At 66.3% G+C, this 12,577-nt stretch carries 13 protein-coding genes; 3 read left to right on the top strand and 10 right to left on the bottom strand.

From position 1 onward, the window contains the following. Window positions 1–122: 122 nt before the first annotated feature. A complete protein-coding gene (locus V7778_RS05315) occupies window positions 123–1,466 on the top strand; it encodes an MFS transporter (RefSeq protein WP_335552503.1) in 1,344 nt (447 codons plus the stop codon). A 62-nt stretch (window positions 1,467–1,528) separates the two neighbouring features. Here the strand turns inward: V7778_RS05315 and V7778_RS05320 are convergent, their stop codons facing one another. From V7778_RS05320 to V7778_RS05340, 5 genes are all read right to left on the bottom strand, one after another. Then, on the bottom strand, window positions 1,529–1,918 hold the full coding sequence (locus V7778_RS05320; protein WP_335552506.1) for a hypothetical protein: 390 nt from the start codon (window positions 1,916–1,918) through the stop codon (window positions 1,529–1,531). A 220-nt stretch (window positions 1,919–2,138) separates the two neighbouring features. Then, the gene (locus V7778_RS05325) at window positions 2,139–2,840 is read right to left on the bottom strand and encodes an SDR family oxidoreductase (RefSeq protein WP_335552508.1); all 702 of its coding nucleotides are present in this window, start codon (window positions 2,838–2,840) and stop codon (window positions 2,139–2,141) included. 122 nt (window positions 2,841–2,962) lie between these two features. Beyond that, entirely contained in the window at window positions 2,963–3,541 is a 579-nt protein-coding gene (locus V7778_RS05330; RefSeq protein ID WP_335552511.1) for a TetR/AcrR family transcriptional regulator, read from the bottom strand. 94 nt (window positions 3,542–3,635) lie between these two features. Then, window positions 3,636–4,556, bottom strand: coding sequence for a ZIP family metal transporter (locus V7778_RS05335; RefSeq protein ID WP_335552513.1), 921 nt, complete (start codon window positions 4,554–4,556; stop codon window positions 3,636–3,638). Window positions 4,557–4,615: 59 nt separating this feature from the next. After that, window positions 4,616–5,623: a manganese catalase family protein gene (locus tag V7778_RS05340; protein ID WP_335552515.1), complete on the bottom strand. Its 1,008-nt coding sequence runs from the start codon at window positions 5,621–5,623 to the stop codon at window positions 4,616–4,618. A 336-nt stretch (window positions 5,624–5,959) separates the two neighbouring features. On the opposite strand from V7778_RS05340, the gene V7778_RS05345 reads away from it, so the two are divergent. Next, on the top strand, window positions 5,960–6,556 hold the full coding sequence (locus V7778_RS05345; protein ID WP_335552517.1) for a hemerythrin domain-containing protein: 597 nt from the start codon (window positions 5,960–5,962) through the stop codon (window positions 6,554–6,556). On the opposite strand, the gene V7778_RS05350 is transcribed toward V7778_RS05345, so the two are convergent. The 5 genes from V7778_RS05350 to V7778_RS05370 all read right to left on the bottom strand — a co-directional run bounded on the left by V7778_RS05350 (window position 6,553) and on the right by V7778_RS05370 (window position 10,990). After that, window positions 6,553–7,605: a patatin-like phospholipase family protein gene (locus tag V7778_RS05350; RefSeq protein WP_335552519.1), complete on the bottom strand. Its 1,053-nt coding sequence runs from the start codon at window positions 7,603–7,605 to the stop codon at window positions 6,553–6,555. The genes V7778_RS05345 and V7778_RS05350 overlap by 4 nt on opposite strands. Before the next feature lie 81 nt (window positions 7,606–7,686). Further along, complete coding sequence (locus V7778_RS05355) at window positions 7,687–8,424, bottom strand: LrgB family protein (RefSeq protein WP_335552521.1); 738 nt, start codon at window positions 8,422–8,424, stop codon at window positions 7,687–7,689. Further along, complete coding sequence (locus V7778_RS05360) at window positions 8,417–8,785, bottom strand: CidA/LrgA family protein (protein ID WP_335552523.1); 369 nt, start codon at window positions 8,783–8,785, stop codon at window positions 8,417–8,419. Before V7778_RS05360 ends, V7778_RS05355 begins: the two co-directional genes overlap by 8 nt. A 128-nt stretch (window positions 8,786–8,913) precedes the next feature. After that, complete coding sequence (gene hppD, locus V7778_RS05365; RefSeq protein ID WP_335552524.1) at window positions 8,914–10,002, bottom strand: 4-hydroxyphenylpyruvate dioxygenase; 1,089 nt, start codon at window positions 10,000–10,002, stop codon at window positions 8,914–8,916. A gap of 82 nt (window positions 10,003–10,084) precedes the next feature. Continuing rightward, on the bottom strand, window positions 10,085–10,990 hold the full coding sequence (locus V7778_RS05370) for a LysR family transcriptional regulator (RefSeq protein ID WP_335552525.1): 906 nt from the start codon (window positions 10,988–10,990) through the stop codon (window positions 10,085–10,087). A 203-nt stretch (window positions 10,991–11,193) separates the two neighbouring features. Between V7778_RS05370 and hmgA the strand changes: the two genes are divergently transcribed. Continuing rightward, a complete protein-coding gene (gene hmgA / locus V7778_RS05375; RefSeq protein WP_335552526.1) occupies window positions 11,194–12,513 on the top strand; it encodes a homogentisate 1,2-dioxygenase in 1,320 nt (439 codons plus the stop codon). Window positions 12,514–12,577: the final 64 nt, after the last annotated feature.

Consider the following 12,577-nt stretch of genomic DNA (forward strand, 5'->3'; position numbering starts at 1 on the left):
GCTACTGTAATGCCAACGGCCGCCGGCGAACATTGGACGTTTTGTCCCACCCTTGCCAAAAGTGTTGTTTTGACAAGGACTGATTACATTCCGGCGTCCGGGTACTTTAGGAGACGAAGAACATGCAGAGCACGACGACGTACGGCGGCGCAGGTGCCGCTCCGATCACCCACCCGCACAGTGGGGCCCGTAACATCAACGCCCGGGACGGCGAAATCCACCCGGGAGAAATAGCCGTCGGCGTGGTCATCGGCCGCGCTTCGGAATATTTCGACTTCTTCGTCTACGCGATCGCCTCCGTCCTGGTTTTCCCTGCGGTATTCTTCCCGTGGGCCGACCGGCTTGAGGCGACACTCTACTCCTTTACCGTTTTCGCGTTCGCCTTCCTGGCGCGCCCCCTGGGAACGGTGGTCTTCATGGAGATCCAGAAGCGGTTCAGCCGCGAAATCAAGCTCACCATCGCGCTGTTCCTGATGGGCACCTGCACCGTCGTGATTTCCTTCCTGCCGACCTACGGGCAGATCGGGATGACCTCGGTCGTGCTGCTGTCCCTGATGCGGATCGGCCAGGGCGTGGCCCAGGGCGGTTCCTGGGACGGCCTGCCCTCCCTGCTGGCGCTGAGCGCGCCCGAGAACAAGCGCGGCTGGTACGCCATGCTGGGCCAGCTGGCGGCGCCGCTCGGCTTCCTGATCGCCGCCGGCCTGTTCGCCTACCTGCTGACCAACCTGTCCTCGGACGACTTCCTGGTCTGGGGCTGGCGCTATCCGTTCTTCTGCGCCTTCACCATCAACGTGGTGGCCCTGTTCGCCCGCCTGCGGCTGGTCTCGACCAGCGAGTATTCGCGCCTGCTGGACGCCCATGAACTCGACCCGGCCCCGGTCGGCGAACTGGTCAAGAGCCAGGGCAGCAACATCGCCATCGGCGCCCTCGCCGCCCTGGCCAGCTACGCCCTGTTCCACCTGGTGACCGTGTTCCCGCTGTCCTGGATCCAGCTCTACGATACCCGCCCGATGGACGAGTTCCTGCACATCCAGATGTGGGGCGCGGGCCTGGCGGCGCTGGCGATCCTGGCCTCGGGCTACATCGCCGACCGCGTCGGCCGCCGCACCACCCTGGGCACCCTGGCGGCCCTGATCGCCATCTTCTCGGCCTTCGTGCCGACCCTGATGGACGGCGGCGTGGCCGGCCAGAACACCTTCATCCTGGTGGGCTTCACCCTGCTCGGCCTGTCCTACGGCCAGGCGGCGGGCGCGGTGACGGCCAACTTCAAGCAGCAGTACCGCTACACCGGCGCGGCCCTGACCTCGGACCTCGCCTGGCTGGTCGGCGCGGCCTTCGCCCCGCTGGTCGCCCTGGGCCTGTCGGCGCACTTCGGCCTGGGTTATGTCAGTCTGTACCTGCTGTCGGGCGCGGTCGGCTCGCTGGCGGCGCTGAGCCTGAACCGGGCGCTGGAGATTCGCGACTGACGCCGAGCGAGCTTATCAGGAAGCGACAACGGCCCTGCGGGGCCGTTGTTTTTTTGGAACGCTCACCCGTCGTGGTACCGGCGGTGGACGTAAGTGATGATGGCCGCCAGAACGAATGCGGATCCTCCTGCCAGCAGACGGAATCCATACAAGGAGTTCAGCTCAAACTCATGATCGAACAGTCGCTTGAAGATCTGGTCGAGCTTCCCTAGCAAATATCCCGAGCCGAAGGCCGTCACCGACTTGGCAAGCGTACTGAATTGTCGTTGTTCATCGCGCGAATACGGCGCGATCAAGATGCCCGCGGCCCATCCCAGGGACAGGCCGAACACCAGCACAAGCTGGTTGAACGCCGCGTCCGTCCGAGAGGCGCCCACCTGCCATGAAAGCACATATAGCAGCAACAGCAGGAGTACGAAGCAAATGGTGCTGAGTATCAACTTGCCGCTCATCGACTCCCCCTGGGGTAGCTTCCGTGAAAGATTGCTGGCTGACACCGGCATCGGCCGGCCAATCGCGAAGCGCGCGCAGCATGCCGGCACCGCTAAGCGGTCGTTCCAGCGTAGTCCAGTGTGCCATACAGGGTGTTATCCGGCGCGGCTCACGGCGAACCTGTAGCGCGAGGCCAGGGAGCTCCGCAATCCGCCTGAGGTTCGCGCCGGCGTTTGCGGCTCAACGCGGCACGGTATAGATCCCCGGCTCCGCAGACAGTCCACGCTTGACCGCCTGGGTCAGCTCGTCGATCGCGACTTCCGGTGCACCCGCCTCCAGCGCCGCGAAGGCGCGCTCGACCACCACGCCGGCCGTCAGCTTGGGTGCGTCGATGCCGTGGGTCATGTCGGTATCGATGAAGCCCACGTGCAGGCCCAGCACCTGGGTGCCCTGGCCGGCCAGTTCGTTGCGCACCGCATTGGTCAGGCTCCAGGCCGCCGCTTTCGTGACCCCATAGGCCGCCAGCATCGGGCTGCTGATCCAGCTCGCCACCGACAGGATGTTAAGGAAGGCGCCCCCGCCGTTCCTGCCGAGCACCGGAGCAAATGCCTGGCTCACGTTCAAGATACCGAACACATTGGTTTCCAGCATGCGGCGCAGGGCCTCCGCACCGGCCGGATCGAGCACGCCGGTGAGATCGGCGATGCCGGCATTGTTGATGACCAGGTCGACGTCGCCCAGTTCGCGCGCCAGCGCGGCGGCCTGCGCGGCATCGGTGACGTCCAGCGCGACCGGGACCACGCCCTCCAGGGTGACCGAGGCCGGGTTGCGCGCCGCGGCGTAGACCTTGCGCGCCCCGTGGGCGAGCGCCTGGCGGGCGAATTCCTGGCCGAGGCCGCGGTTGGCGCCGGTAACGAGGACGGTGGCATTAGCGAGTTTCATCGCATTCCCTTTCGTGGTGGTGGCGTCCGGTCAGCCCAATGCTCCGTCGGCGCCCTTAAATATGATGGTCGTCATATTTTAGTTCAAAAAGATGGGCCGTCCAAGAACGACCCTCCCGTGAGTCAGGTTACAGCGTATTGGGCGATCAGGCTTTCGCGCGCCTGCCCGAGCAGCTCGCGGCCCCTGTCGTCGCGCCCCATGGTGCGCGCCACCTGCAGCGTCCCGACCAGCGCGCCGGCCAGGGCGACCGCCTGTCCCGCCGGCGCGCCCTCGGGCAAGGCCCTCGCGACATGCTCGATCAGCCTTTGGACCTTGGCGCGGGACGCCTGCAACAGGATCTCGTCCTGGCGCGGCATCTCCGAACCGAGTGCGCCGACGATGCAGCCCTCCTCGGTCGCCATCAGGTGCTCGTCCGACAGGTAGGAATCGATGACCGCCTGCAGCGCAGACATGCCCTGGGCGGTGCGGGCGGCGATGCGCTCGGCCGTGGCGGCCGCGCTTTGCGCCGCGGCCCGCTCGACCGCTTCCAGCAGCAGCGCGTCACGCGACTCGAAATGCGCATAGAAGCCGCCGTGGGTCAGGCCAGCCTGCTTCATGACGTCGGCCACACCGACGCCGGCAAACCCCTGGCGGCGCAAGGCGCGCGCGGCGACATCGACGATGCGCTCGTGCGTTTGTTCGCGTTTGGAAGAAGCAGGCATGGTGCACCTCGAAATATGATGAAGCTCATATTATACCCATCATATTTTGAAGTCAAGCGCTTTTTTCATGCGCCCTTCCCTGTCGACCGATGGCTCAGGAAAGGGCGGTGTCGAGCACCGTCATGAGGATGAAACCGCCGACCAGTGCGATGCTTGCGGCGGTCGCATTGCCGCCACGGTGCGATTCCGGAATCACGTCATGCACGATCACCAGCAGCATCGCGCCGCCCGCCGCAGCCAGGGCGAATGGCAGGAGCCCGGCCGAAATACCGATCAGGGCGACGCCGAAGGCGGCCGCCACGGGTTCGATCAGGCCCGAGACCACGCCCCCGCCCACCGACAGCAGCCGGCCATAGCCGACCGTACGCAGGGCCAGCGCGACCACCAGGCCTTCCGGCACGTCCTGGATCGAGATGCCGGTGGCAAGCGAGTTGGCCTTCTCGATGTCGATCCCGGCGTAGGCCACGCCGATCGCCAGGCCTTCCGGCAAGTTATGCAGGGCGACCGCCCAGATGAAGAGCCAGGCGCGGCGCAGCGAGGTGCCGTCGATGTCGCTCCCCAGGATGCCCTCTGGCTGCACCGCGCGTCCCAGCAGCATGATGCCGCCGGCGCCGGCCATGATCCCGGCGCCCGCCATCAGGCTGGCTTCCCAGCTGCCCGCTCCGGCCGCCTTGGCCGCGGCCAGGGCCGGGATCACAAGCGAGAACGCGGTGGCGCCCAGCATGACGCCCGCGCCGAATCCCAGGAAGCAATCGTAGGTGCGCTTGGAAAAATTCTGCGCCATCAGGACCGGCAGGGTCCCGAGCGCGGTCGCCGCGGCCGCCGTGCCGCCGCCCAGCAAGGCGGCATGCATCTTGGGGTTGGCGTTCATGATCTGCTCGACCAGGCTGCCCAGCAGCACGAGCGCGCCGATGGCGCAGATCGTGAACCCGACCAGGCGCCTCAGGGTGAGCCAGCGCGGCAAGGAGCGCGAAAATGCGCGTGTTCCGTCTGCTTTCTCGGTTCGAAAATTCATGCAATGTCCTGTTCAGCACCCCGCGCAGCCTGGCCGCGCGGGGCTTGGCTTACTGCGTCTTACTTCTTCAGCGACTTCTTGCTGCCTTTGGGATTGCTCATGCCCGTGTCGTCGAGCTGGCCGCCCTTGCTGGCGACGTTGGCTTCGCCCATGGCGTTGCCCGACGATCCACCCATCGTACCACCGCCGGCCGATTGCATGCTCATGCCCAGTTCCGCTCCGGTGCGCGGCGAGGATGCCGGATTCGACTGGGTGCGCATCGCCATCTGCTTGAGCAGGTCGATGTCGCCGGCCGGCAGCGCCACCTCGGCTTCGCCGGAGCCGCCGTCCACCGCCATCTGCTTTTCGCGGTCGCTGACGAAGTCCCAGTCGGCGCCCTGGTTCCAGGGGCCGCGCATCTCGCCCGCGCCTTGCGACATGTTGTAGTACACGCTCGCGAAGCGCGGGTCGGCCGCCATCTTGCCCGGCGGGAAGTTCGGCTCGATGGCGTACAAGGCCTTCTCGAAGGACTTCTGGTGCGCGACTTCGCGCGTCATCAGGAAGCCCAGCGCTTCCTTCACGCCCGGGTCGTCGGTGAGGGCAATCAGACGCTCGTAGACGATCTTGGCGCGCGCCTCGGCCGCGATGTTGGAGCGCAGGTCGGCGGTCGGCTCGGTGATCGAGTCGATGTAGGCCGCGGTCCAGGGAACGCCGGCCGAGTTCACCAGCGGCGTGCCGCCGCCGTACAGCACCTGGGTGATGTGGCTGTCGTTGCCCGGTCCGGTGATGGCCTTGTACATCTCGGCTTCACTGTCGACGGCCTCGGCCAGGCGGCCCTTGCTCCCCTTGTTCAGCATGGCGACGATGTGGCCGATGACCTCCAGGTGGCTCAGCTCCTCGGTCGCGATGTCCATCAGCATGTCCTTGCGGCCTGGATCGTCTTCCGATACCGCCTGGGTGAAGTAGCGCATCGCGGCGGCCAGCTCGCCTTGGGGTCCGCCGAACTGTTCCAGCATCAGGTTGGCCAGTGCGGGATTGGGCTCGCTGACGCGGACCGTGTATTGCAAGCGTTTGTTATGTGCAAACATGAGCGTTTTCCTCCGAAGATGGGTGACTCCGGCCGCCGCGCGTCTGGCGCGCAGCCGGTCCTGGGCTGCCGCCGGGATCGGCAACCGAACGGCTCCATGTTCGCAGGCCGGCAGCCGGTGAGTCATCAGGTGCTCGCTTGTCCTCGTGTAGGACTTATGTGACAAGCTGTTAAGCCAGGCAAACAGTTTTCCGAGAGAACCGTTCAATCAATCACGGTCGAAATTCCCATGATGCTTGCAGGGTAATCGTGCGCGCCCCGCATGAGAAACGCCCTAGGATGAAGGATGACACCGCCGGCACAGCCTGCTGGTCCGACCACCACCAAGGAGACCACGATGTTTTCTCTTAAACAGTTGAGCCCGACGATTACGGACATGATCCGCTTTGACCATTCGCACGCGATGGTCACTTTCCACCAGTATTCGCGCGACAAGCGTCCGACCGTCAAGAAAGCCCTGGCCGACACCATCTGCGACGCGCTCGAGATCCACGCCACGCTCGAGGAAGAAATCTTTTATCCTGCGATGCGCGCGCGCGACGCCAAGGAACCCTTCATCCACAAGGCCGAGCCGGAACACAACGAGATGCGCCGCCTCATCGCCGAGCTGCGCCGCACCAGCGGCGCCGACCCGCGCCACGACGACCTGGTGATGGAGCTGATGCGCGACGTGTTCCACCACGTGGCGGACGAGGAAACCAAGCTGCTGCCCCAGGCCGAAGCCATCTTCAGCCGCCAGGCGCTGTCGGAAATGGGCGCGCGCATGACCAGCCGCCGCATGCAGCTGGTGGGCCCGAAGGCCGGCAAGCTGGCCAAGGAACACGTGGTCGGCTTCTCCGGCAGCACCGCCGCCATGGTGGTGGGCCTGGCCAGCGCCCTGTTCGCCGCCAAGGCGCTGGGACCCAAGAAGACCTGGAAATCGACCCCGGTCTAAGCCACACTGCGTGACCCGCCGGGCCGGTCGGCAAAATAGACCGGCGCCGGATCGAGGGTCGAGCGCACGCCCAGGTGCTGGGCGTGTTCGCGCAGCCAGGTCTCGGCCGTCGCCACGCCCAGATCGTGCAGCAGCTGCAGGAAACCCGGCTCAGCGTTGAACTTGGCCGAGATCTTGTACTCGGACAGCCTGTCGTTGCCCGTGATGAGGTGCAGGCGCACCGGATCGGTGGCCGCACCGGCGCCCCGCACTTCGTCAGGCACGCCATGCAGGTGCTGCAGCGCGCTGATCTCGCGCACGAAGCTGATATTGAAGGCGATCTCGTTGGCGCGGTTGCTGATGTCGGCCATGCTGCGCGGCAGGTCCTGGCGCGCGATCGGGTTGTTCTGCACGATCACCAGGTCGCGCGCGCCGCCACGCCCGACCAGTGGCGCCAGGGGCGGGTTCGCCACATAGCTGCCGTCCCAATAGGTTTCGCCCTCGACTTCCACCGCTGCGAACACGGTGGGCAGGCAAGCCGATGCCAGCACCTTCTGCACATCCAGTTCGCGCCGCTCGAAGATGCGTCCGGTGCCGGTGCGCACGTTGGTGGCCATGATGAACAGGTCCAGCTCCTCGCACTCGCGCACCCGGCTGAAGTTCACCATCGCCTGCAGAAAATGACGCAGGGGGTTGAGGGTCACCGGGATGTCCAGCACCGGCCCGGCCAGCGCGCCCGCCATCTCCAGCATCTGATAGGCGGGCGAATGCTCCATCGTGAAGCCGCCGGCCAGGTGATCGAGCGGGGTGCGCTGCAAGGGGCTGAGCATCGCGGTCTGGCCCAGGGTGCGCCAGAAGCGGTCGAGTGCGCGCCTCGCCCCTTCCCGTCCGCCGCCATGCGCATAGCCGTCCGCCAGCACCACCGCGTTGATGGCCCCGGCGCTGGTGCCGCTGATGGCGTCGATGTCGAGCCACTCCTCGCGCAGCAGCCGGTCGAGGACGCCCCAGCCGAATGCGCCATAGGTACCCCCGCCCTGCAGGCCGAGGCTGATCGTCTTGAATATCGTCACAGTCGACTCCGTCTGAAAAGTGTGACGCGAGTCTACCCGGGCGCATGATGGTGCGGCGCAGCATTGCCGCCCAGAAGTTTTTTAGCCCATCCATCCGACCACGAGCGGCACCAGCCACGGCGCCACCAGGGCCGTCAGGGCTCCGTTCAAGCCCATGGCCAGCCCGGCGAAGGCGCCCATCTCGGCGCTGAGCTGGAAGGCGCGCGCGGTGCCGACGCCATGCGAGGCCAGCCCAAGCGCGAAGCCGCGCGCCGCATGCGACCTGATGCGCAGCGGCTGGAACACGTATTTCGCGACAACCGCGCCGAAGACGCCGGTGCCGACCACCATGGTGGCGGTCAGCGCCGGGATGCCGCCCAGGCGTTCGGAGATCGCCATGGCGATCGGCGAGGTGGCGGATTTCGGGCCCAGCGTGTAGGCCAGTTCGGGCGTGGCGCCGAGCAGCAGCGCCACACCGACCGCCGACACGATCGCCGTCACGCATCCCGCCACCAGGGCCGCCGCGAGCGGCAGGAAGGCCTGGCGCAGGCGCGGCAACTGGCGCACCAGCGGCACCGCCAGGGCCACGGTGGCGGGGCCGAGCAGGAAATGCACGAACTGGGCGCCCGCGAAATAGCGCTGGTAGGACATGCCGGACAGCCACAGCACCGCCGCCAGCAGCGCGATCGCGATGGCCACCGGATTGGCCAGCGGCGAGCCCTTGCTGCGCTTGAACACCCACTGCGCCGCCAGGTAGGCGCACAGGGTCATGGTCAGTCCCAGCAGGGGCGAGGCCGACAGGTAGACCCAGAACGGACCCAAAGCGGGGAGATCAAACACGCTTGTCCTCCCCCTTGCCCTGGGCTTCCTCGCCATCCATGCCACGCAGGATCAGGCCGGTGACCGCGAGCGCCAGCACGGTGCTCACGGCGAGCGAGGCCAGGATCGCGATCCAGTGCCCGCTGCCGCTGGCCGCCGCGGCGACGATGCCGACGCCGGCCGGCACGAATAGCAGGGACAGGTGGGACAGCAGGGTATTGGCCGCCTGTTCGACCAGGGTCTGCAGCCTGGGGAAGGCGATCAGGGCCGCCATCAGGAGCAGCATGCCGGCCACGGGACCGGGCACGGGCAGCTTGAGGACGAAGACGATGCCCTCGCCGAGACATTGAAACACCAGCAGGACCGCGAACGCAGCCAACATATGAGCTCCCGAATGCAGCGGCGGCCCGGGTGGGCCGCCGAAAGCATGCAGGATAACAAACTTGAAGGTAAGGCTCAGGTAGTGTGGACGGGTTTCCCGTCCACCCTACGTGCACAGCTAACGCTTGATCAGGCTTCCGCCGCCGCGCCCTGGATCGCGCCGCGCTTGAGCTGGTCGCGCTCGATCGACTCGAACAGCGCCTTGAAGTTGCCCTCGCCGAAGCCGTCGTCGCCCTTGCGCTGGATGAACTCGAAGAACACCGGGCCCAGCTGGGTCTCGGAGAAGATCTGCAGCAGCAGGCGCGCCTGGCCGTTCTCGGTGCTGCCGTCCAGCAGCAGGCCGCGGGTCTTGAGCGCGTCGACGTTCTCGCCGTGGTTCGGCAGGCGGCCTTCCAGCATCTCGTAATAGGTCGCCGGCGGCGCGCTCATCAGGGGCACGCCGGCCGCGCGCAGCGCGTCGACGGTGGTGATCAAGTCGTCCGACAGCATGGCGATGTGCTGGATGCCTTCGCCGTTGAACTGCATCAGGAATTCCTCGATCTGGCCGCCGCCCGCCTTGCCTTCCTCGTTCAGTGGAATGCGGATCTTGCCGTCCGGCGCGGTCATCGCCTTCGAGGTCAGGCCGGTGTACTCGCCCTTGATGTCGAAGTAGCGGATTTCGCGGAAATTGAACAGCTTCTCGTAGAAGCCGGCCCAATACGTCATGCGGCCGCGGTAGACGTTGTGGGTCAGGTGGTCGATGATCTTCAGGCCGTGGCCCACCGGATGGCGCTCCACGCCCGGCAGGAATTCGAAGTCGATGTCATAGATCGACTTGCCGTCTTCGAAGCGGTCGATCAGGTAGAGCGGCGCGCCGCCGATGCCCTTGATCGCCGGCAGGCGCAGTTCCATCGGACCGGTCGGGATCTCGACCGCCTGGGCGCCCAGTTCCAGCGCGCGCCGGTAGGCCTTGTGCGAATCCTTGACGCGGAAAGCCATGCCGCAGGCCGACGGGCCGTGCTCGGCCGCGAAGTAGGCGGCGTAGCTCTTCGGCTCGTTGTTGATGATGAAGTTGATGTCGCCCTGGCGGTACAGGGTGACGTCCTTCGAACGGTGCACCGCGACCTTGGTGAAGCCCAGCTTCTCGAACACCGGCTCCAGCACGCCCGGCGTGGGCGATGCGAACTCGACGAACTCGAAGCCCATCAGGCCCATGGGGTTCTCAAACAGGTCTGCCATTTTCTCTTCCTTCTTGACTAGGGTTAGGTCGTCTCGTGGCCGCGTGCTGCGCCGCCATGCAATCCATCATTCGTAACATCATTCATTCCGCGAACACTTCCGCGAGCAGGCCGCGCAGCCACTGGTTGCCCGGATCCTGGTTGTAGCGCCGGTGCCAGAACACGTTGGTCTGCAGCGGCGGCAAGTCCAGCGGCGGGGCCGCCCATTCCAGTCCGAAGGGCGCGCCCGCGCGTTCGGCCAGTTTCTGCGGCACCGTCACGACCAGGTCGCTCGTGCTCACGATATAGGGCACCGCCGTGAAATGCGGCACCCGGAAGCGCACCGTCGGTCCCACGCCGGCCCGCGCCAGCACCTGGTTGATGCGGTCGTAGGGGCTTTCGCTCGAATCGACCAGCAGGTGCTCGGCGCGCACGAAGCGCTCCAGGCTCATTGCACCGCGCCCCAGCGGATGGCCCTTGCGGAACATGCTCACATAAGGCTGGCGGAACAGATGGCGCTGGTACAGCGCTTCGGACACATCCTCGAAGGGCCCGATCGCCAGGTCCACCCGCCCGCCTTCCATTTCTTCCTTCAAATTCACGGCCCCGGCCCGCAGCGACGAGATCTCGACCGACGGCGCCAGCTGGCGGCAGCGCTCGATCAGGGTCGGCATGAAATAAATCTCGCCCACGTCCGTCATCGCCAGCACGAAGCGGCGGCCGCTGGTGGCGGGCTCGAAGCGGCTGCGCTGGTTCAGCGCCAGGGCCACTTGCGCCATCGCCACGCCGATCGGTTCCGCCATTTGCATCGCCAGCGGGGTCGGCTGCATGCCGCTCGCCGTTCGCACGAACAGCTCGTCGCCGAAGCTGCGCCGCAGCCGCGCCAGGGCATTGCTCACCGCCGACTGGCTCAGTCCGAGCCGCTTGGCGGCGGAAGAGATCTGGCGCTCCCGGTAGACTTCCTGGAACACGGACAGCAGGTTCAGGTCGATGGTATGCGGTTCTATCATGGGCCTATCATGGGCGACTACGGCCCGGCTCCGTGCCGGCGACAGCATTGTCGGCCTCCGGACTGCGCGGGAATAGGAATATTGATGTGATGAATAGTCTACATTTTTCTATTCATCTCGTAAAACCTCCTGAATTCTTCTAGAGTGAGCGCCAAGCCGATTTCGCATCGTCGTCCCACAGTTTTTGCCAGGAGAATTCCCGCATGAGCCAGCCCATTGGCCAACTTACAGGTCAAAGCACCGGCTACCAGTCCGGTTTCGGCAACGAGTTCGCCACCGAAGCCCTGCCGGGCGCGCTGCCGCGGCACCGCAATTCGCCGCAGCGCGTGGCCCATGGCCTGTATGCCGAACAGATTTCCGGCACCGCCTTCACGGCGCCGCGCAGCCACAACCGCCGCTCCTGGCTGTACCGCATCCGCCCGGCCGCCGTGCACGGCAGCTTCGTCCCCATGGACACGGGCCGCATCGTGAGCCGCTTCGACACCCCGGCCCCGCCCGACCAGATGCGCTGGAGCCCCCTGCCCATGCCGGACGCGCCTACCGATTTCGTCGAAGGCTGGGTCACCATGGCCGGCAACGGTTCGCCCGAAGCCATGAGCGGCTGCGCCATCCACCTGTACGCCGCCAACCGCTCGATGGACGGCCGCTATTTCTATAACGCCGACGGCGAGCTCCTGATCGTGCCCCAGCAGGGCCGCCTGGCCATCTCCACCGAGCTGGGCCTGGTCGAGGTCGAGCCGCAGGAGATCGCCGTGATCCCGCGCGGGGTGCGTTTCGCCGTCAGCCTGCCGGACGGCCAGGCGCGCGGCTATATCTGCGAAAACTTCGGCGCCCTGCTGCAGCTGCCCGACATGGGCCCGATCGGCTCCAACGGCCTGGCCAACCCGCGCGACTTCCTGACCCCGGTGGCCAGGTACGAGGACGTCGAAGGCGAGTTCGAGCTGGTGGCGAAGTTCTGCGGCCGCCTGTGGCGCGCCGCGATTGGCCACTCGCCGCTGGACGTGGTGGCCTGGCACGGCAACTACGCCCCCTATAAATACGACCTGCGCCATTTCAACACCATCGGTTCGATCAGCTACGACCACCCGGACCCGTCGATCTTCCTGGTGCTGCAGGCGCCGAGCGACACCCCGGGCGTGGACACCCTCGATTTCGTGATCTTCCCGCCGCGCTGGCTGGTGGGCGAAGACACCTTCCGCCCACCCTGGTTCCACCGCAACGTGGCGAGCGAGTTCATGGGCCTGATCCACGGCGCCTACGACGCCAAGGCCGAAGGTTTCGTGCCCGGCGGCGCCAGCCTGCACAACTGCATGAGCGGCCATGGCCCGGACGCGGCGACCTTCGACAAGGCCAGCGGCGCCGACACCAGCCAGCCGCACAAGGTGCTCGATACCATGGCCTTCATGTTCGAGACCCGCCACGTCATCGTGCCGACCGAGCATGCGCTGAATTCGCCGCAGCGCCAGGGCGACTACCAGCAGTGCTGGGCGGGCATCCGTAAATATTTCCGACCGGATCAGTAAGCCATTCGTGTTCCGTTCCACGGCCGGGCATGCGATGATGCACGGCACGCCGGCGTGGCGTGCC

It is taken from the genome of Massilia sp. DD77 (genome assembly GCF_036961685.1).
Classification (GTDB): Bacteria; Pseudomonadota; Gammaproteobacteria; order Burkholderiales; family Burkholderiaceae_D; genus Telluria.

Bases quoted from the DNA above. Each gene is read 5' to 3' on its own strand.
- V7778_RS05330 (WP_335552511.1), bottom strand. From the start codon at position 3,541: ATGCCTGCTTCTTCCAAACGCGAACAAACGCACGAGCGCATCGTCGAT.
- V7778_RS05370 (WP_335552525.1), bottom strand. From the start codon at position 10,990: ATGATAGAACCGCATACCATCGACCTGAACCTGCTGTCCGTGTTCCAG.
- V7778_RS05345 (WP_335552517.1), top strand. From the start codon at position 5,960: ATGTTTTCTCTTAAACAGTTGAGCCCGACGATTACGGACATGATCCGC.
- V7778_RS05340 (WP_335552515.1), bottom strand. From the start codon at position 5,623: ATGTTTGCACATAACAAACGCTTGCAATACACGGTCCGCGTCAGCGAG.
- V7778_RS05335 (WP_335552513.1), bottom strand. From the start codon at position 4,556: ATGAATTTTCGAACCGAGAAAGCAGACGGAACACGCGCATTTTCGCGC.
- hppD (WP_335552524.1), bottom strand. From the start codon at position 10,002: ATGGCAGACCTGTTTGAGAACCCCATGGGCCTGATGGGCTTCGAGTTC.
- V7778_RS05360 (WP_335552523.1), bottom strand. From the start codon at position 8,785: ATGTTGGCTGCGTTCGCGGTCCTGCTGGTGTTTCAATGTCTCGGCGAG.
- V7778_RS05325 (WP_335552508.1), bottom strand. From the start codon at position 2,840: ATGAAACTCGCTAATGCCACCGTCCTCGTTACCGGCGCCAACCGCGGC.
- V7778_RS05315 (WP_335552503.1), top strand. From the start codon at position 123: ATGCAGAGCACGACGACGTACGGCGGCGCAGGTGCCGCTCCGATCACC.
- hmgA (WP_335552526.1), top strand. From the start codon at position 11,194: ATGAGCCAGCCCATTGGCCAACTTACAGGTCAAAGCACCGGCTACCAG.
- V7778_RS05320 (WP_335552506.1), bottom strand. From the start codon at position 1,918: ATGAGCGGCAAGTTGATACTCAGCACCATTTGCTTCGTACTCCTGCTG.